The following is a 19,966-nucleotide window of genomic DNA, read 5'->3' as shown; positions in this document are numbered from 1 at the left end:
TTCACTCAAATGTTAGTTATTGAATCGTGATTGCTGTAAGTCGTCTATCCAGTTGCTTGTATGGTTAAGCATACGGTCCGACCACGTTGGATCTTCTTTCCACTCCTCATGCGCGACGAATGGTGGTGGTGCTACTTTCTCACCGTCCAGCGACTGAAGCCGCCCAGAAAACTCAGCTAAAACTCCCGTTGCCAGCAACAATAATGTAATAGAAGCTGCTATCGTATATTGCATGATAGGATGTCCAAGCCATGATCCACGTTTCTTGCGTACCGAACTAAGCGACTGCTGCGAAAGGATAACCGTTTGATCCTTATCTCCGTCCAACTGCGACAACCTATTATCCACAAATGCCGTCTTCTCTCCGAAGTCTACAGCAGTAATCATAAGCTCTCCAATAACACGTTCCTCAAGCTGGTCAAAGTCTGGCAAATAGGACTCCGAATAGATAGTGTTGTCGCCGGAGTCTTCCATAACGGTCATGAATAGCCCCATGCATTGTTCACAAACAAGTAATTCTTGATCTACCAGCTCGCGTCCTCGTTCGTCTAACCCGTTATTTACATACGCCAGTAATTGTTCGATTGATAAATGACCAGCATCCATTCTATTCATTCGAAATCCTCCTTTCGCCAGTGTTGTTTCATCCAACCTCTTGCTCGGTATAATCTAGACTCTACACTTTTGAGCTCAAGTCCTGTTTCTGCAGCTATCTGCTCATAACTTTTCTCTTCTATGTAAAATGCAGTGACAACTTCGCGGTAATTGTTTGGCAATCCGTTAATACCTGCCTGAATAACTTTCCTCTTCTCGCGTCGCAACGCAATATCCTCAGCAGCCGGTGTCGGAGATGCATCCAGCATCCCTTCGGTCGTAAGCGTAATTTCCTGTCGATCAACCGATTCTTGCTCCATCAACTGCTCTGGTCTTCTTGCTCTGCTCCTCTTAAAATCGATTGCTCGATTCACAGCAATCCGAGTTATCCATGTCTTAAGTCCATCCATTCGGTAATTAGGGAGGGAGCGATAAATTTGCAATAACACTTCTTGTGTTACATCCTCCGCATCATGCGGCGAATGCAGCACAGCGTAGACGGTTTTGTATATATACGGACCATAAGCCTGCACGAACGGTCGATAGTGCTCGGGCCCGCCGTCACGTACTGCTTCAATCCATGCTTCATCAAAAATGTCGCTCTCCTCCTTTCCCATTACTATAGACGTCTACTACCAGAGTAACCCCTGCACTCTTTTTAAAAATAAATTTCGGGGGTTCTACTTCTCTCCTAAAAAAGTAAGATGACCTAACTCAAACCCTTTTACAACCGCACCGATACGTGTTTTCACCCCAAGCTTTCCATTAATAGCGTTTAAGTGGTATTCCACCGTTCTTTTACTAATAGCAAGCTCCTCAGAAATTTCTTTGTTTGTTTTCTCCTTAGCGAGCAATTGAAGTACGGCACGTTCAGCAGGAGTTAGTGCATCTGGCGAAACATTTGCAGCTCCAAGTCCTTCCGGAATAATAATGTGACCGAGTACACTTTGCTTAATCGCATTAATAATTTTGGCATACGAAACCTGTTTGGACAAATAAGCATGTACACCGATTTTATAAGCTTTATAATAAAAATCCTCATATGTATACCCAGATAATAAAATGACTTTGAGCGTATTTCCGTAACGTTCTTTCAACTGCTCTGCTAATTGAAAACCATCCATATGTGGAAGTGAAATATCTAGTAATACGACATCTGGACAAACTCGCTCCATTTGAGCGCTAAAATCACGAGGATCTGTAAAAGTACGTAACACTTCTATACCTGGCTCAGCATCAAGACGATTTTTAAGTCCTTCTAGTACTAGTGGATGATCATCAAGTAAATAAACACGTATATTATCGTTCATAGGATATTCCTTTCTTCATGAGAGGAAGATTTAATGTTACTGTCGTACCTTTACCTAGTACGGAATTGACATCTACATGTCCTCCTAAATGCTCGATTTGATCGCATACTGACAGGAGACCGAAACTCTTCCCTCCTCCAGCATGATGCCTTATCAATGAGATGTCAGAAAAACCTTTACCATTATCAGAAACGCTACAATAAATACGTTCATTCAGCATCCAGACTCGAACGTTCAATTCTGTCGCTTCAGCATGTTTGAAACAATTGACGATAAGTTCTCGAATAGCTCTAAACATATTAGCTTTAATAAAAGCGGGAAAAGGCTCTGGCACAGGCACTTCATACTGTAGAGCTACTGCCATCATATCTTCACGGTTCATATCACGCATACACCACGTTAATGCTTCTTTTAAATCTCCACGATCTAATATATGCGGGTACAAATGGTCGCTTAAAGACCGAATGCTGCACTGCGAATCGTATAAGCACTTCAGCCAAGCTGCTGCCCGCTCTGCTTCATATCTTCCAGTATCGTGAAGCTCTTCAATATCACGTGATAAGAAAATTAAATTTTGAAGTAAGTCATCATGCAAAAAATATGATATTCGTATTTTCTCCGCTTCTCGCGCTTCGACTAACATTTGACTATACGTGCGAAAATCATGTAATTGATGTTCATGCCGTTTCATCTGATCCTTATTGTACTCGTATTCACTCTGAAGCTGGAACAACCTCTTTCCATTAGAGAGTACCTCGGTCAACTGGACTCTGAACCTCTCGATCTCATCTCGTTCCATAGTTGTAAATTGTGCGCCATTCCTCTTTGAACTAAGACAGAGGTAGCCTAGCTTTCTCTGCTTCGGCCCGAGGGATAGCTCTAATACTTGATCAAATTCGTCCATATTGCTCCAATCATTGCGATTAGAGAATTCGTATATACCTGAAAGATGTGCAACGGGTTCTGCAACATCATCCATATAGACCAGCGCAGAACCTTGCAACTTTATTTTATCTTCTAATACACTGGAAAACAGTTTAAGACTATCACGAATATACTTTTTCTCTGCCAATTGTAGTGATAAACGAAGCTTCTGATTTTCAAGCCAATCTTCCTTGCTGTCTTCTTGACGCTTCAATCGTTTAAGCAGTAAGCGATAACCATAAGTCATCAATCCGAACACAATAAATAACAAAATCCCATAACCGATTTCCCCCAAATCAGACGACCACAAAATCAAGCCTAATGCTAAGCTATAATATAGGATGTGAATAATGATCTTAGGAACATACATCTTCAAGTCGATGATTTGGCGTCGAACGAGTAAATAAGTTAATGTGCCAGAAATCGGAACTAGACCGATGAACGTGTATTTAATAGACACAATAAATCCGGTCCAAAGTAAGTCAGGAATAGCATGTAGTAACACATAGGGCAGTATGCTAATTAATACTCCGATAAACAAAATGAATAGTTGCCTCTTCTCGATTCTGTCTAGTCTTGTCCAGCACATTGCCGTAATTCCACCAATAATCATTAACGTTAAAATGAGAACGATGTTAAATACATCGGTCACCCATTGATAAGTCACTTGTTTATAGAAGAAGTAAGTTGTACATATGGAAAAACCTATCGCATATAAGCGATAAAATTGCAGTAATCGATGAAACTTGAAATGGATGGACCGAAATGCAAAAAGTAAATAAAAGGAGAGCAGAAGATAAGGAAGCCAAATGACACAGTACGGAAGAAAGTAGTAAGAAAGATGAATTTCTTCTGAAAACATCGCAACAATACAGAAAGCAATAACCATGTTGATCAAGAAAAACTTATGTATAAGGCGTGAATCTGGCATTTTCCTAAAAGCATACCAGCCAACACCGAGAAGAAATATTTCTATTAGAAACGAAAAGCCTATCTCAAACTTATCGCTCTGCGTCGGTTCAATAACAATTGTTCGCTGCAATCCCTGCTTATCCAGCAGCTTTATCTTTTTGACATCAGTTATCATCTTCTCATTATTTAATACAAAAAGCTTAGGGTTAGATGAATCATCGAAAGATAAAATACGATCACCAGCCTCGATGTTCATCCCTCTAGTAATAGGTCGATCCATAACAAATGAAACTATCCATTCCGCTGAGTTATTCCGTTCAACGAATATCCCGGTAGCCGGTGTCGTCAAAGAGCGAAACTGAATGTACGATGTTGCGCATATACATAGAATGAGAATGCCATAAATGAACAAGCGGTTCATACTTGTATTTAGGCGGAAGTTTACCATAGCTCACAATCCTTCGGACAAATTGAATATCATTTTATTTTATCACAAGTGAAATTTACTATTTACACCATTATCCAATTATTACTAAGATAATTACGATACCGTTTAGTCATTCCATTAATGGAGAGGATGAATGTTATGTTAATCAAGAAAATGCCATGGGCAGGCATTTATGTTCAAGGTGAAGATCAGAACATCGTAATTGATCCGCTATACCATTTCCCAACCGCATTCGGTACTTCGCACGAAGAGCTTGTTCCACTTGATGAATTCGGTCCAGTAGATGCTGTCTTTATAACACACCACCATGGAGATCATTTTGATCCAGAAGCAATCATACGTTTTTATGGTGACGATATCCCCGTTTATTTGCCTCAGGATTCACTTAAACTCGTCGAAGGCAGTCCTCTAAAGCAGTTAATTGGGGTATCGCTTGGTGATACCATTGCTATAGAAGGCTTCATAATAACGGCCGCTCAATCCGTTGATGGTCTTGGTGATCCACAAGTATCTTGGATAGTAGCAGAAGAAGGGAAAAAACTCATTCATTCCGGAGACACATTATGGCATGGTTATTGGTGGAAGATTCAAAAGGCATATGGTCCTTTTGATGCTGCATGTTTACCGGTTAACGGTGCTGTTCTTGAGCTCCCTCGGCTCCGTCCAAGCGGGCAACCAATTACGTTAACACCTGAACAAGCTGCTGCAGCTGCATTAGTGTTGGAAGCAAGCGTGCTCGTACCCATACATTACAAAGCGATTCATCACCCACCACTCTATGCCGAAACACCAAATGTACTAGATCGATTATTAGCTAGTGCAGAGGGAAAGATTGAACTTGCTATTCTAGAAACTAACGAATGTTTGCTATTGTAAGTTGATTTGCGCGCTTAATTAAAATATGGAGTAAAGAAGTGATTGTTACCATGACAATATCATATATGATGTTCGGTTTATTATTGTGGCTTGGACTATATATGTGTAACCGAGATAAACAAAATATGCGATTTATAGCGTTTGGAGTAAGCATTATTTTAATTGCCATCGGAATTGGAACGCAATTAGTATCATCTGCTGGTGAAACATTACTCTACTATGACTCCATTACTGCTTTGTGCTTGCATCTATCGTTTGTTATATGGGGGATAACGTTATTACAAACTTATTTCACTCAGAATGATTCCCATCAGAAAACTATAGTTATGTGGAATCGTTCAACGTCCATGAATCGAATCGTTGACTTACCTCTTTTACTCCTATATACGTTTATATTGCTTAATGATTGGGTTTCGTGGCTTCGCATCCCATTCGTGTGGGAGTTACATATATTCGGATTAACACTAAGTTTTTTCGCCATTTGGGAATTGATAAAAAAATTACAATCACACGGTGAAGCATGGCTTCCAGACCTTCTCCGGTCATTAGATTATTCCATACTATTTGCCCTCCTATTTTCTGGACAAGTGGCACTCGTCATCCATATTGGTGCTGAGTGGGATCGCAAAATGGTATTATTATTACTTATTAGCATCTGTGCATCGGTATCCTACCAAGTATTTGTATCTCAGATTCGTACTTTCTTGGATAAGTTCGTCTTTGCAACACTCCCAAAGCTACGTCAGAAACGTGCTCGTTTACGTATGGTAGAAGATGCTGAACTCCGAATTGATAATCAAGCGGAACCTGAAGAAATGGATGAAGAGGAGATTTATAGGCACACTCGGCGAGCATTAAGTCAATTTGGCGATTTGCAGCGGCTTGCAGCAAGTCCTCTAACTCAGTTGCGACTGATCGATCGCCGCCTCCGCGAACGTAATGCTGATGATGAATTGATCGAACGGGCGATTGAGCTGAAAACTATTCTTTTGGAAAGCATCGGAAATCTCAAACCACGACAAGAAGACACATTTGGTACAGCAGATGAGTGGCGTTTCTATAATGCACTTTATTTCCCTTATATCGTTGGAATCAAACCATATAGCTTGCGATATTCATCAAATAAATTAGATTCTGCCTCATTGGAAGCATATGAGTGGTTTCGAACGTATGTACCTGAACGTACCTATTATAATTGGCAAAATGCTGGCGCCAAGCTAGTTGCGCTGATGTTGAAAGAGAAAAACGTTAGTTAGCAAAAAATCGATTGACTGCTCATCCTAATGAGTAATCAATCGTTTTTTTTGCGAAATAGATGTATATTGGCAGTAAATAGCACTAAAATGTATGGTTATGGCACTCCTTATGGGGCTAGGATTTGAATTGTAGCAACTAACCTAAACCTTTGAGGAGGATTTACTTATGACACAAACAATGATTCAATCGGCAGTAACTGTTCGGCAATTGGTGATCGGTTCCATTCAAGCGATTCCAGACGACTGGTACGATGTTCAGCCTGAGGCGTTTAATCATACAATCAAATGGAATGTCGGTCACATCATAACGATGATGAATTGGTTTCTAAGAAATAGTGTGCCGATTGATTACAAAACACCCAATAACTATGAAGCATTGTTTGTAACCGGGACGAAACCGAGTGACTGGACTACTATTCCACCAACTAAGGATGAACTCATTCGTAATCTATCTGATCAATGTGAAGCATTAGCAAATGTAACTGTGGAATCTCTTGAAAAAACACTAGCCGTTCCATTTGAACTAGGCCCTTTTCGTTTCTATACTGCCGGTGAGTTATTTAACTTCGCAGTCGCCCATGAAGCCGTTCATCTTGGTATGATTTCTGGCATCAGTAAAGTTGTCGCAGCGAGCTTGTCAACGGCGAAGTAATTTGTACGTCTATATAAATAGAAATCAATGTTACGTGAAAAAAATGGAGCGGGGATACCGCTCCTTTTTCATTCTTTTGTAGCTTCTTGTAGCAAGCGGTACAACATGGCCGCTACTTCTTGATTTAGCATATTATCTTTCGCTCTATAGTCAATCGGACCAGTAGCTACTTTTACATCAGGTCCATGGAGTTGATTGCCTACAACATATTGAATACCTTCAGATGCCCATGATGAGAAAGGCCCTTTCAGTTCTACTTTCTCTGGCGTTGCGCCAACTAAAAGGATACGTACCAATCGCCATAAAATTGATGCGGCTTGTTCTCGTGACAAAGGCTTATCGGGACCAAACGTACTGCCAGAGTATCCTTGAATAATGCCTATTTCAAGCGCTGTCTGAATTTCTTGCTCAAATAGATGGCCTTTCGTGTCCACAAACGTAGACGGATGGGTCGTGATAGGATAAGTGGATAACGGAATAATTAGACCCATAAACTGACCTCTAGTCATTGCCTTCGCAGGCTCGAAGCTTCCCACCACCCCTTTGAGAACTCCTGCTTTAACTAAGCCATAAATGTACGTAGCATAAGGATGATCACTCGGAACGTCGTTAAATAAATGCATATCTGATTTGAGCATCTTTTTATACCAACTGCCTGTCTTATTGTTGCTGAAGTAACTAATATCACCATTCCCATCGACCTTAAATCCAACACCATTACCTTCCTCATCGTAAAACAACATATCACTAGCCTGTCGCAAAATATGTGTTCCCGACGAATCTTCCACGATTAATGATCCTTCGGTTGCCGTAATGCTAAAATTCCTCGCAGGATTACGTAGATGATTGTATTGTCCCTCGAATCTCAGTAATTGCCCTTTAGTCGGGGCTGGAGTTATAAAGGTAGGTTTATTACCGGTATCGGGAAAATAACGATTCATAAACTGCTCTATAAAAGGTATACGCAGATTACCTTTATCACTGTTAAAAGCGATAAACATCCCTGTATTTTGATCGGGTAGTAGCCATAGATTTGAATGGAAGCCGGGTAAATCTCCGAGTTTCTCAACGACTTTATGACCGTTATACGATTGTGAGTGGAGCGTTTCGAAGCCGTAACCTACACCTGGAAGTTCCGGATGGATTGTAACCTGTCTCTTTACCATTTCTTTCACCGACGTTTCAGTGAGGATTCGCTCACCGCCGAATTTACCACCATTCACCATTGCTAGAAGAAAGTTAGCCATATCAGTTCCAGTAGAAAACATACCTCCTTTAGGCATATTAATGGGTTCGTTAATCGTGTGCTCGGCTTGCTTAAGTTCACCATTATAAGGAGTAGCAATGACTTCTTTCACTTCTTCACTGAATATAAGACTACTATTAGCCATTCCTAACGGATCAAACAAATGTTTATTTAAGTAATCTTCATAGGAAAGTGCTGATACTTTCTCAATGACATATCCTTGTAGATCATACCCAAAGTTATTATAGTTGTACTCCTCACCAGGTTTTACTACTACTGTGGACATCGTATCTTTTACATATTGTTCAAGTGAATATTGTTTGTTTGGATCCGCTGCAGTACCATTGTCAAAGCCAGACGTATGAGTCAAAAGATGCTTTAAAGTGAGCGGAAAACCTGTTTTATTCGGGATTTGGGTATCTGGTAAATATGTTTGTACATCTTTGTTTAAATCGACTTTACCTGTTTCAGCTAGTTGCATAATACCTACAGCTGTTATTAACTTCGTTACCGACGCTATACGGAACACTGTTTTATGCGGATCAACTGGTTTTTTCGTAGCTATGTCAGCATAGCCATACCCTTCATTCAGAAGAACTTCCCCATCTTTGACAACAACGAGAACAGCACCTGCTAGTTGGTCAGCTATTTCCTTCTGTTCAAAAAATTGTTTAGCAAATGCCCTAACATCCCTCTTATCTAGCTTAACAGCATCATCATTTGCTTTCGGATCGGCTGAGATAAATGCTGTTTGGAGCAATAGTGTGACCGCGAGCAGTAACATCATGATTTTTTTCATAAGAAGTCTCCTTTGGTTTAGTAGTGTACCCCTTCATGCTAACATTGAGGGCACACTATGAAATCCGTAAGAGATGACGAATATCGTGGAGACTTCGTATTTCTTTTGCGTGATCACGCAATGTGTAGAACGCAAAAAAGGGCAGCCTCTTAATCAAGGCAGCCCTCTGTAATATCTTCCGATCTATTATGATATTAACCGCCTAAAGCATCCTTCAGCTCAGCAGGCGAACGGTCCCACCATTCGGCATTATGTTCAATAAGGAGCTTGCGCAGAGCTGCTTGCTCGACCTCACCCAAATTGTCTAGCATGTAACGGCGTTTAATCGCATAATCCAATCGGTTAACGTGATCAGCTAATATCTTCCATCCACGCTTCGCTTCAGAATCAACCAACATCTCGCATGACGTAACTCCTGCATAGTAAGACCCTTCCTCATTACGGTCAACAGCTACCCATACGATCCAGCATTCGCGACCATTTGGCGTATCTTCTTTATTAGGAGTAAATTTGATGCCGCGCTCCACCTTACTCTTCGCATGCATAATCCCTACATCAAGATAAGCAGTACCTCCATCAATCATAACGCAAGCTACATCACTTAAATCGATTGATCCTGCACCAAAACCTTTATGTTTCTTGCTGCTCACTACGTTGAGCGACAATGATTTTTTCTCTTTTACTTCCGGTTGTACCGGTACGCTTTGCTCTTCTGTCATCGTTATACCACCTTCCCCATACAATAATTCCATTTTAGCTAATAATCTTGGAATTGCAAACATATACATGCTTTAGATGCTTGTCAACGGGAGGGAAACGTTCAATGACCCCACGCAATATCAAACGGCTTATATTCAGTTTGCTCGGTGCCGTATTGCTAATTGTCTCAGTGAAATATGGCTTCGGGAACGCTTGGCAATCCCAATATACCTATGCTTTCGCCCCTGCCGCCAAAGCTATGCAGCCTGTTTCGCCTGCACCAATTTCGGCCAAGCCACCAGTTGTCCAGCAGCCGGACGCAACAGTTTCGGCTAAAAACAAACCAATGAGCAAATGGGTTGTCGATTATCACATCAACGTCGCACTTAGGGACGACGGCCAACATCTAGACGGCACACAAGATGTAACTTGGACGAATCCAGGGGAAAAACCAGTGTCCGAGCTCTACTTCCACTTGTATCCTAACGCCTTTTTATCCCCTAAGACGACCTTCATGACAGAATCAGGTGGAAAGCTAAGGCAAGACAAAGCTACTGCGAACAGCAGGAGCCATCTGAAACTCCTTACTTTACAAACACTAGAAGGGGAAAGCTTGCTGCCTCGCTTACAGTATACGCAGCCGGACGACGGGAACAAAAGTGATTTTACACTCGCTAGACTTCGTCTTCTCGAGCCGGTCGCACCGGGTAAATCCGTTACACTTCGAATGAGCTTTGAAGTGAAACTTCCTGAAGTGTTCGCTCGAATGGGTTACTCCGGAAACTTCATCATGGCTGGACAATGGTTCCCAAAACTTGCAGTTTACGAAACCGTTGGCATGAGAGGACGCGCTTCGGAAGGTTGGAACGTCCATCAATACCACGGTAATTCAGAGTTTTACAGCGATTTTGGCATTTATAGTGTCGCTATAACTGTACCGGAATCTTATACTGTCGCTGCTACAGGTTTTCAAACTAAGCCTACCGTGATTAGTGATGGAACAAAGCTGTTTCAGTTCTATGCTGAAGACGTTCATGATTTTGCATGGTCGGCATCTCCCGATTTTGTCTATGAAGAAACTGCATTTTCAGATGATGGTATTCCGGGTGTACGCATCAAACTTTATCTCGATCCCACTCATGCAGGGCTGAAGGATCGTTATATGCATGCCGCTAAGTCAGCTTTATCTAACTATGCCAAATGGTATGGTCCTTACCCTTACAATACGTTATCCATCGTCGTCCCTCCAAAAGGTGCTAATGGTGCTGGAGGAATGGAATATCCAACTCTCGTTACATCATTTGCTGCGGAGAGTGAAAGTCCCGGGTATGATTTAGAACGAACCGTCGTACATGAAATTGGTCATCAGTTCTTTTATGGAATGGTTGCTTCCAATGAATTCGAAGAAGCTTGGCTCGACGAAGGCTTCACATCGTTTGCTGAAGACAAAGTGATGGCTGCGGCCTATGGCATTAACTCAAATTTGCGAATGGAAGCGAGCTATATGACCCATCCTGCTCCGCTTAAGCAACCTTCTTGGGTATATGCGAATCATCGGCAATATGCAGAAAATGTTTATATGCGCGCTAAGTTAGTACTCGTCGACATCGAAAATAAAGTCGGCGAGCATATGATGAGCAGAATTATGCGAACTTATTTCCAGAAATATAAATTCAAGCATCCAACTACAGCTGATTTCCAACGTGTTGTAGAACATGTGACAAAAGCAAAGTGGACAGAGTATTTTAATCAATTTGTTTATAGTAACGAAATGGCGGACTTCTCTGTTGAAGCCATTCAAGTAAAAGCAATAAACAGAGATGATGGCAACAACTATGAATCCAACATTTTAATTAAGAAAAATGGCGGTACTAATGGTCCTATCCCTATTTTATTTACGTTTGCAGATGGTACTTCGATTAGTAAAGTGTGGCTCGGCGATGAAGCTCATATTCAATATACAGAGCTCTCAGATTCTCCTCTTAAATGGGTTAGCGTTGACCCTGAACATACGAATGTACTAGATAACAAGCTAATTAACAACTATATGCTGGCTGAGTTGCCGAATGAATCACGCACCCGCTGGAGCCTCGCCGTAACGAAGCTAATCGAAGGTTTACTTAGTTCATTAAGCTGGTAAAGCCTCACTATTCCGCTTGCAAGGGGTGATAACGATGAAAGCTCATATGAGGCAAGGATGGCGCATGACGTTTAAACATTTTCACTTCGTGCTTCTCTTGTTCGTGTATCAACTGATTTGGGGATTTTTCTTATATCGCATAATAGATAACACAGTAGCACCGCTACTAAGAAGGTTCCCGTCGGCTTCAACGACCGATCGTGCAGTACAGACGTATATGACAGAAGCTCAGTTTCAATTGTTCAAAACAGACCTTATCGATCCTTATCTCTGGTTAATCGGTGGATTATTCCTTGCAAGAATGTTGCTTACCCCACTCTTTAATGCAGGCTTCTTCTACTCGCTTCATCAACAGTCTAAGGATGGCGGAAACACACGTTTCCTAGAGGGTGTTCGCAAAACATGGAAACCCATTACACTACTTTATTGGATTCAAGCTGTTCTCTTACTTGCTCCAGCGTGGTGGATTTTCCCTAAGGTGCTACATATCCTTCTTAAGAGTGACACTGCTTCAGAGGTGCTCACTGCTATTGTGCCAGGTGCTCTCATTTGGATGTTATGGGGAGGATTACTCCATCTTCTCTTCCTAGCTATGCAATTCGGAGCTGTCTCTGGTGACGGCATCATCCACACTTTGTGGCTTTCTATCAAAAGGTTTGCTTCATACGTTGCCATTTCTTTTCTTATGTGGGGGATTGCCGTACTCCTTGGCCTTGCAGTTACTAGCATCTCGATGTTATGGGCTGGCTTATTCGCACTTATCTTGCACCAAAGCTACCCGCTTATTCAAACGTTACTTAAAGTTTGGACCATTGCAACGCAATACCATTACTTGAAATCAGAGCGCTGAGTTATACGGTTCAACTAGCGGTGCAGGGAGCAATCCCTGCACCGCCTTTTTATGTGGCTTATCCTTTGAATGAATCTCTTCAATTAAATTTGATCAAGACGGACATGAGTGCCATAATGACATGGTTACTGTTAATCAATAATTCAAACCTACATAGTGGACATCATTGTTCGTACATATAAGAAAGAAGGTAATCGGCAATATGAAAACGGAACAGATTGAACTTGTAATCAAGCTATTCCCTAGTCTTTCTGATATTTCGATAGAAGATTGGAACGAAGATGGAATATCTATCGCCTCACTCCCTGTTGACCATGTCATTTATGAAGGTGAGTTTCTGGAACACGCGGCACTCATCTTGGATGGGACAGTCCGTATGTACAAGCTTAGTGACAGCGGAAGAGAAGTAACCTTGTATCGTATCAGTAGTGGTGAGTGCTGCCCGATGATGGCATCAAGTATTTTGGGGGAATCGGTGTATGAAGCTTCTGCTTGCATTGAGAAGCCGACAACCGTATTATTCATCCCCGTTCGTATTTTTCAAAAGTGGATGAATAACTATTTGGGCTTTCGCCAATATATTTTCAAAACATTTGCACGTCGTCTAATTGTTATGTCCAATTTAATCGACAGCGTCGTTTTCAAAACAATTCGCAGTCGAATTTCCGAGTATCTGCTACTGATGACGAGTAGTGACAACAATTCACTTTCTATTACACACGATGTATTGTCTATCGAATTAGGTACTGCACGCGAAGTCATCAGTCGCACACTCAAATCTATGGAGAACGATGGATTACTACGCGCATCGCGTGGGCAAATTACACATATTCAACGTGAGCGGCTCCAAGAACTTATCGATTAAGATTACGGTTTCCCTGCGTATATACGACTTATGGTTGGAGAAACTAACCTACAGCAATCGTTCTGTAAAAAAGTTTGTTCTTCGGTGATAAAGTTACGGAGAAGCAAGTACCCACTTTGATAATATGAATCTCAGAACATTACTACTCATCAAAATGGAGGTTTTACTATGAACAGCAAAACCGTTAACGAAGCAACTCATTTAAATAACTTAGCTCAAGAACAACTAAACTTCGTACTCATTCACGGGGCTTGGGCAGACGTCAGCTTCTGGGATGAAACAGCTGCCTCTCTCCGCCAGGCAGGACATACTGTCCACGTTCCTGAATACGCAGGACATGGACCTAAAATTGACCCCGAAGTAACGCATGATGACATTATTCAATCCGTTGTAAACTACTTTACAGAGCAGAACTTGCAACATATTGTTCTCGTAGGCCACAGCTTCGGTGGAACGATCATTGCTAAAGTAGCTGAATTTGTTCATGATCGTATTAGCCGCCTTGTCTTCTTTGATGCTTTCGTCCCGAAAGACGGAGAAAGCTTGGTTGACCAAATGCCAGAACCCGTTCAGCAAATTTTCCATGGTTTAAGTACAGCATCCGGCAACAATACAATTACACTGCCGTTTCCGCTCTTCCGTGAAACCTTTGCAAATAGAGCAACTGCACAGCAGGCACGAGCAATTTACGACGTTTCACCAACTGAACCAGCAGGACCATTGTTCCAAAAGCTCGACTTGAAGAAATTTTATAGCTTGGAAATTCCGAAAAGCTATCTGTTCCTGACTGAGGATATCGCATTCCCTCCGGCACCGTTCGCTTGGCATCCAGCACAATCCAGTAATCTGGGTATGTACAGACTTATTGTGTCCGATGGAGACCATGTGAGCACTGTGCATACACACCCGGATATAATTGCTGAGAAGCTAGTTGAGGCTGGAAGAGACTAACTAAGAGAAGGAATAGGGCTGTTCCAAAATAGAAAAATAGCGGTACAGGGATAATCCCCTGTACCGCTATTTGTGTTCAAAGTGGGCCCTCTGTCCAGCGTACTTACCACTTTTGAGACAGCCGTCATTTACATCTTGCGCAGCACAATTACAACTTGATAATACCTGTAGAATAGAGTAGTACCAACAATACGAGGATAGGCGCTACAAAACGAAGCATAAACAACCAAATACGGAACCACATCGAAGTAAGTCCCGACTCTTCTGCTGCACCTTTCCATACGAATCCAACAAAAATCGTTAAGATTAAGCCGTTCAAAGGCAAGAGAATGTTTGTACCTAAAAAGTCCATCCAATCAAATAGTGGCTTCCCTCCGAATACAAGCCAATCTAATTGACCTCCTAAGGATAGAGCAGCTGGTACTCCAGCCAAGAAACATAACGAAGCAACGATTATAACAGCCATCGGCCTTTTCCATCCGAAATAATCCATTGCGAAGGCAACCGAAACTTCAAGAACGGAAATGGCTGAAGTAATTGCTGCAAATGCAAGTAATACAAAGAACAAACCACCAAAGATTGCTCCTAGCGGCATAGCCGAAAATGCTGCTGGCAAAGCAATAAATACAAGTCCTGGCCCTTCACTTGGCTCAATTCCGTAAACGAAAATTGTAGGGAATATAATCAGACCTGCGAGCAATGCATAAAGAACGTTACCAAGTCCAACCGCAACGGTTGCTCCGCCTAATGATTGACTCTTTTGAACGTATGCTCCGTAAGTGATCATCGTTCCCATACCAAGCGACATAGAGAAGAAGGCTTGTCCAAGAGCAACGAGCGCAGATTCTGCTGTCAGCTTACTAAAGTCCGGTTTTAGGAAAAACGAAACTCCTTGCCCTGCACCCGGAAGCGATAACGCTTGAATAGCAAGCAATACGAGCAGGATAACAAGTCCCGGAATAAGTATTTTATTGAATCGTTCAATACCAGAGGATACCCCTTTAATGAGCACATACGCTGTAATTAGCATGACAATGAACTGCCAACCGATTGGCATCCATCCTCCTATAAAGTCCTTGTACAACCCTGAGAAATCATTAGTTGAAAACAGATCACCTGTAAAAGATAGCAATGCGTAATGAAGCGTCCAGCCTGCGACTACCCCATAAAAAGACATAATAAGAAATGATCCCGCTACAGACAGGAATCCGAGCGCTCCCCACTTCTTACCACCTAATTTCATCATTGAAGCTACTGGATTACCACGTCCCGCTCGTCCGACGGACATTTCTGCAAGCAAAATCGGTAATCCCACGAGCAACAGACAAAATAGAAATAAAATAAAAAATGCTGCGCCTCCGTAAATACCTGTAATGTACGGAAACTTCCACATGTTCCCGAGACCTACTGCACTTCCGATTGCAGCCATAATAAATCCTACGGAAGTGAATTGTTCTTTCTTTTTGTTTTTTCCCATAAAAAAACCACCTATCAATGAAATCATCACTAATGGGTAGTATGACCATTTCTATAAAATAATCGCTATGAAGTCTACCCATGTTGTCATGCAGCCATCTTCTTCAGCCGCAAATAATCACTTACCATGGCCATCCTCCATGGAATTATCATTCCTAGTGCAAGCAAATAAAAAATAGCCCCTGTCTGCGGAATAGTCATATGCTGCTCTACGACACCATGCAGCATCCACCTTAGCAGGAACATAATAATGATTATTGCGATAAAAGCTTTTGACCGTCGTACAAATATAACAGCTTCCACCTTCTCAAGTCTAGTAGTTACAATAAGTGGAAATGCGAACAGAAGAAGACCTGTCCCAAACGCGGATACACCCCACAGCCACGGAATATGAGTCATCGGAAGTGCAAACATAATAAAACCAGTAGACATACCAAGTGGCGGTATAACAATTTTTTTCAATGTCGTTGGCCGATTGCCAGCACGTATACGAATAATGATGAGACATATTCCCATCAAAACGGAAATTGAAATTGCCCCTAATTGTAACATGGGATTGGTCCACTGCATCGGAAAGAACCTCCGTAAACATAGTTTAGAAACATTCCTTAATGACTTCTTCGAAAAATTGACGAAAGCATGTCCATTTTACGACAAATCAAGGAATTTTGCATGTACCTTAGTTTACAATTAGGCTGGGACTAATATCAAGCAAATACAAAAGAGTCCCTCTTTGTGACGAATCACAAAAAGAGAACTCTCCTCGTTAAATTAGTTTATTAAGAAATAATAGCATGTGCGTCCCTTATCCTTTGGGGATAAACTCGCGAATATCGACACCAAGTTCCTCTGAAAGTTTCATCCCTAGCTTGCGATCAGCACGGAAGAAGTTGCAGATGGCGCGTAATCGTATATCATCATTCGTCGCCTTCAGTTCATTAACTAAATTCGTAACGAGATTTCCTTGCTGCTCCTCCGGCAAAGAACGGTAACGCTCCCCCGCTTGTGTAAAATCATCCGTCCTGTCGATCTTCTGACGACCTGCTCCCCCATATTGCGGTGAATAGGAGTCATTGTACTCCACTGCTTCCTTCGGAGTGTCGGATGCACTATTCGGTTCGAAGTTAATAGAAGATGGATTCGCACTCATCGTCATGGCTCCGTCACGTTGGTTGTTGCGAACAGGGGCGTACGGGCAGTTGATCGGTATATTCAAGTAGTTAGCGCCAAGACGGTAGCGCTGCGTGTCTGGATAGGAGAATAAGCGACCTTGCAAGAGCTTATCTTCCGACGGTTCAATGCCTGGTACGACAACACTAGGTGAAAAGGCCGATTGCTCTACCTCTGCGAAATAGTTCTCTGGATTACGATCCAGTGTCATTGTCCCAACCTTGTGTAATGGGTACATATCTTCCGGCCATACTTTCGTTGGATCTAGCGGATCGAATGCATAACGGTCCATATGTTCCGGCGGCATTAATTGAACATGCAGTTCCCATTGCGGGAAGTTGCCAAGCTCAATTGCCTCATACAAATCGCGAGTAGCATGATTAAAGTCTTTCGCTTGCATCTCTGAAGCTTCTTGTGCTGTAAAGTTGCGTACGCCCTGAAGCGACTTCCAAGTATATTTAACATAAGTCTGCTTACCTGCATCGTTAATCCACTTGAATGCATGAACGCCAAACCCATCCATCTCGCGATAAGTCGCAGGCGTTCCATCATCGGAAAAGAGCCATGTAAGCATATGTGTTGATTCAGGTGTAAGCGTCATAAAGTCCCAATAACGAGCCGGAGTTTGAAGGTTCGTATGTGGCGCAGGTTTAAGTGAATGTACCATGTCAGGGAACTTCATCGCATCACGAATGAAAAATACAGGCAAATGATTACCGACTAGATCATAGTTACCTTCCTGCGTATAGAACTTCACCGCAAAACCACGTGGATCACGCGCCGTCTCAGGTGATCCTGTACCATGAATAACAGTAGAGAACCTTACAAACACTGGCGTCTCCGTACCTGGATCTTGTAAAAACAGAGCCTTCGTATGCTCTGACATATTATGTTCAGTACGGAAAACACCGTGCGCTCCCGCTCCTCTAGCATGAACAACACGCTCAGGAATACGCTCACGGTCAAAGTGGGCGATCTTCTCAAGTAAATGATAATCTTCCAATAACGTCGGTCCACGTTGTCCTGCCGTACGTGAGCTTTGATTGTTGCCTACCGGAGCACCTTGATTTGTCGTCAAACGATTGTCCATTATTAGCACCTCATTAGTTATATATTTAGACTTGATCTAAATCTTTATACTAATTGTATCTTCATACTGTCCATTAGTCATGAACACATGATGAAAGGTAGATGAACATTAGATGAACGTGAGAGACGCATGCGTGCTAAATTAATGAATAGGTTCATCCGCAAGCCGATAACCTGCTCCTCGGACGGTAACAATATATTTGGGTGAAACTGCGCTATCCCTCAGCTTTTTACGAAGACTCTTAATATGAACATCAACAACGTTGCTGCTACCGTAGAATTGGAGTCCCCACACTGCATCCAGCAATGTTTCCCGTGATAGAACAGAACCATCAGAGTTCATAAAGTGCATAAGCAGATCGTATTCCGTCTTCGTCAAATCTATACGTGTTGCACCTTGCATCACTTTCATCTTACGCAGGTCGATCGTTATGTCTTTAAAAGTAAGCTCATCCTCGGCACCAATTGATCCAGGTAGAGCCGTACTATTGGCAAGCATCGCATTAATGCGCTCTAACGCTTCCTCCGGCTTAGCTGGCCATACGAGTAGCTCCGCTCCTGATACATCAGCATCCCCACGTTCGTCATACGTTTGCTTATCCATTAGTACAAGTACTGGAACTTGGTGTTCTGCTGCAGCTCGAAGCAGTTCAGTACCACCTCTTAATGTATGACCGCCAGTTGGTTGCGCAATAGGAAGAGCATCGTATACAAGTAGTTCTGGCTGTAAAGCAGGCAACATACTTTTGTTGAAATCATGTAGGGAAAACACATCAAAACATTCAGCCGATAACATGACGAGCAAGCTGCGAACACGATCTGGCAAAGGGCTAATGATCATGACCCGCTTCGTTAAGGAGCAAATAACCCCTTCGCTTATGATTGGGTCTTGTTCGTACAAGTCTCACACACCCCTTCCAGTACAACTTGTGCATGTTCAATTCGGTAGTTCGTTTCCTTCGCTACGGCAGCAATCCAATCCGTTGGCACCTCGATTAGCACCTCATCTACCCTACCGCACACTGTGCAGACGATATGCTGATGTTCATCTGTTCTAGCATCGTAGCGACTAATCGCCTCCCCTAGCTTCAGCTCACGAATCAACCCTGCATCTCTTAAATAACGAAGTGAATTATATACGGTGCCATATGCGAAGTTAAAGCCCCGTCCCCGAAGTCTATCGATGACATCGGCTGCTGTTGGATGATCATAGGCTTCCTTTACAACTTCGAAGATCGCTTTTCTCTGTATAGTTAAGTTTATTTTACTCATGACTTCTTCATGCCGCCTTATGTTGTGATTTTAGACTAAGTATAAATATAAATAAAGAAAGCGTCAACGACTCTCATTTGTCACATTCTGCACTACCCCGACACTTCTTAATAAACTCCTTGCGTCGATGACAATTGCAGTGTCTTTTGTAATTATCTGAATATTTACAATATTAAAATAATAATGTATACTGGGATTACCTTAACAGAGAGGGGATAGACCATTGCAGTAGTAAACGCGAAGCATGTCCCATTACTTTAGGAAGGAGTACCTTACAAGTTAGGGCATGTGGGAATTAGTAGAATATACTTAAATGCAAGGACTATAATTGGAAAGGATTTCAACCGAAAGGATAACATGATTATAAGTAAGCACTGTAAACTGTGGAATGGAGAGTTTGAATAAATTGAATAGTTGTCCATCAGAAACATAAAGGG

Annotated in this window: 18 protein-coding genes; 7 read left to right on the top strand and 11 right to left on the bottom strand. The window is 42.1% G+C overall.

The window, feature by feature from the left end; all coding sequences use genetic code 11:
* Positions 1-12 precede the first annotated feature (12 nt).
* The 4 genes from I6N90_RS18700 to I6N90_RS18685 form a co-directional block, all read right to left on the bottom strand.
* A complete protein-coding gene (locus I6N90_RS18700; protein WP_197937122.1) occupies positions 13-615 on the bottom strand; it encodes a hypothetical protein in 603 nt (200 codons plus the stop codon).
* Positions 612-1,211: an RNA polymerase sigma factor gene (locus I6N90_RS18695; RefSeq protein WP_232243102.1), complete on the bottom strand. Its 600-nt coding sequence runs from the start codon at positions 1,209-1,211 to the stop codon at positions 612-614. Before I6N90_RS18695 ends, I6N90_RS18700 begins: the two co-directional genes overlap by 4 nt.
* A 63-nt stretch (positions 1,212-1,274) precedes the next feature.
* Complete coding sequence (locus tag I6N90_RS18690) at positions 1,275-1,904, bottom strand: response regulator transcription factor (RefSeq protein WP_197937121.1); 630 nt, start codon at positions 1,902-1,904, stop codon at positions 1,275-1,277.
* Positions 1,894-4,020, bottom strand: a complete 2,127-nt coding sequence (locus I6N90_RS18685) for a sensor histidine kinase (protein WP_232243101.1) — start codon at positions 4,018-4,020, stop codon at positions 1,894-1,896. The genes I6N90_RS18690 and I6N90_RS18685 overlap by 11 nt, the downstream gene beginning before the upstream one ends.
* Positions 4,021-4,326: 306 nt before the next feature.
* Between I6N90_RS18685 and I6N90_RS18680 the strand changes: the two genes are divergently transcribed.
* The 3 genes from I6N90_RS18680 to I6N90_RS18670 all read left to right on the top strand — a co-directional run bounded on the left by I6N90_RS18680 (position 4,327) and on the right by I6N90_RS18670 (position 6,972).
* A complete protein-coding gene (locus I6N90_RS18680) occupies positions 4,327-5,064 on the top strand; it encodes an MBL fold metallo-hydrolase (RefSeq protein WP_197937119.1) in 738 nt (245 codons plus the stop codon).
* 50 nt (positions 5,065-5,114) lie between these two features.
* The gene (locus I6N90_RS18675; RefSeq protein ID WP_232243100.1) at positions 5,115-6,320 is read left to right on the top strand and encodes a hypothetical protein; all 1,206 of its coding nucleotides are present in this window, start codon (positions 5,115-5,117) and stop codon (positions 6,318-6,320) included.
* A 166-nt stretch (positions 6,321-6,486) separates the two neighbouring features.
* Positions 6,487-6,972 (top strand): DinB family protein, encoded by a 486-nt coding sequence (locus I6N90_RS18670; RefSeq protein WP_197937117.1) that lies wholly within the window; start codon positions 6,487-6,489, stop codon positions 6,970-6,972.
* 68 nt (positions 6,973-7,040) lie between these two features.
* Here I6N90_RS18670 and I6N90_RS18665 read toward each other — a convergent pair whose 3' ends face one another.
* Positions 7,041-9,017: a serine hydrolase gene (locus tag I6N90_RS18665; protein ID WP_197937116.1), complete on the bottom strand. Its 1,977-nt coding sequence runs from the start codon at positions 9,015-9,017 to the stop codon at positions 7,041-7,043.
* Between the two features lie 194 nt (positions 9,018-9,211).
* On the bottom strand, positions 9,212-9,736 hold the full coding sequence (locus I6N90_RS18660; protein WP_197937115.1) for a YwhD family protein: 525 nt from the start codon (positions 9,734-9,736) through the stop codon (positions 9,212-9,214).
* A 104-nt stretch (positions 9,737-9,840) separates the two neighbouring features.
* Here I6N90_RS18660 and I6N90_RS18655 point away from each other — a divergent pair, with 104 nt between their 5' ends.
* From I6N90_RS18655 to I6N90_RS18640, 4 genes are all read left to right on the top strand, one after another.
* Entirely contained in the window at positions 9,841-11,856 is a 2,016-nt protein-coding gene (locus I6N90_RS18655; protein WP_197937114.1) for a M1 family metallopeptidase, read from the top strand.
* 34 nt (positions 11,857-11,890) lie between these two features.
* Positions 11,891-12,706, top strand: a complete 816-nt coding sequence (locus I6N90_RS18650) for a hypothetical protein (protein WP_197937113.1) — start codon at positions 11,891-11,893, stop codon at positions 12,704-12,706.
* A gap of 202 nt (positions 12,707-12,908) precedes the next feature.
* On the top strand, positions 12,909-13,571 hold the full coding sequence (locus I6N90_RS18645; RefSeq protein WP_197937112.1) for a Crp/Fnr family transcriptional regulator: 663 nt from the start codon (positions 12,909-12,911) through the stop codon (positions 13,569-13,571).
* Between the two features lie 168 nt (positions 13,572-13,739).
* Positions 13,740-14,522, top strand: coding sequence for an alpha/beta hydrolase (locus I6N90_RS18640; RefSeq protein ID WP_197937111.1), 783 nt, complete (start codon positions 13,740-13,742; stop codon positions 14,520-14,522).
* Positions 14,523-14,670: 148 nt separating this feature from the next.
* Here I6N90_RS18640 and I6N90_RS18635 read toward each other — a convergent pair whose 3' ends face one another.
* The 5 genes from I6N90_RS18635 to I6N90_RS18615 all read right to left on the bottom strand — a co-directional run bounded on the left by I6N90_RS18635 (position 14,671) and on the right by I6N90_RS18615 (position 19,529).
* Entirely contained in the window at positions 14,671-15,999 is a 1,329-nt protein-coding gene (locus I6N90_RS18635; RefSeq protein ID WP_197937110.1) for a sodium-dependent transporter, read from the bottom strand.
* 86 nt (positions 16,000-16,085) lie between these two features.
* Positions 16,086-16,568: a CcdC family protein gene (locus I6N90_RS18630; protein WP_232243099.1), complete on the bottom strand. Its 483-nt coding sequence runs from the start codon at positions 16,566-16,568 to the stop codon at positions 16,086-16,088.
* A 235-nt stretch (positions 16,569-16,803) separates the two neighbouring features.
* Positions 16,804-18,258 carry a catalase gene (locus I6N90_RS18625; RefSeq protein ID WP_197937109.1) on the bottom strand — a complete coding sequence of 485 codons (1,455 nt, stop codon included), beginning with the start codon at positions 18,256-18,258 and terminating at the stop codon, positions 16,804-16,806.
* Positions 18,259-18,399: 141 nt separating this feature from the next.
* On the bottom strand, positions 18,400-19,158 hold the full coding sequence (locus I6N90_RS18620; protein WP_197937108.1) for a response regulator transcription factor: 759 nt from the start codon (positions 19,156-19,158) through the stop codon (positions 18,400-18,402).
* A complete protein-coding gene (locus I6N90_RS18615; protein ID WP_197937107.1) occupies positions 19,134-19,529 on the bottom strand; it encodes a Fur family transcriptional regulator in 396 nt (131 codons plus the stop codon). Before I6N90_RS18615 ends, I6N90_RS18620 begins: the two co-directional genes overlap by 25 nt.
* Positions 19,530-19,966 lie beyond the last annotated feature (437 nt).

This window comes from Paenibacillus sp. GSMTC-2017, from assembly GCF_016019935.1.
Classification (GTDB): Bacteria; Bacillota; Bacilli; order Paenibacillales; family Paenibacillaceae; genus Pristimantibacillus.
The sequence above is the reverse complement of the archived record's forward strand: the minus strand, read 5'-3'. Positions and strand labels throughout refer to the sequence as shown.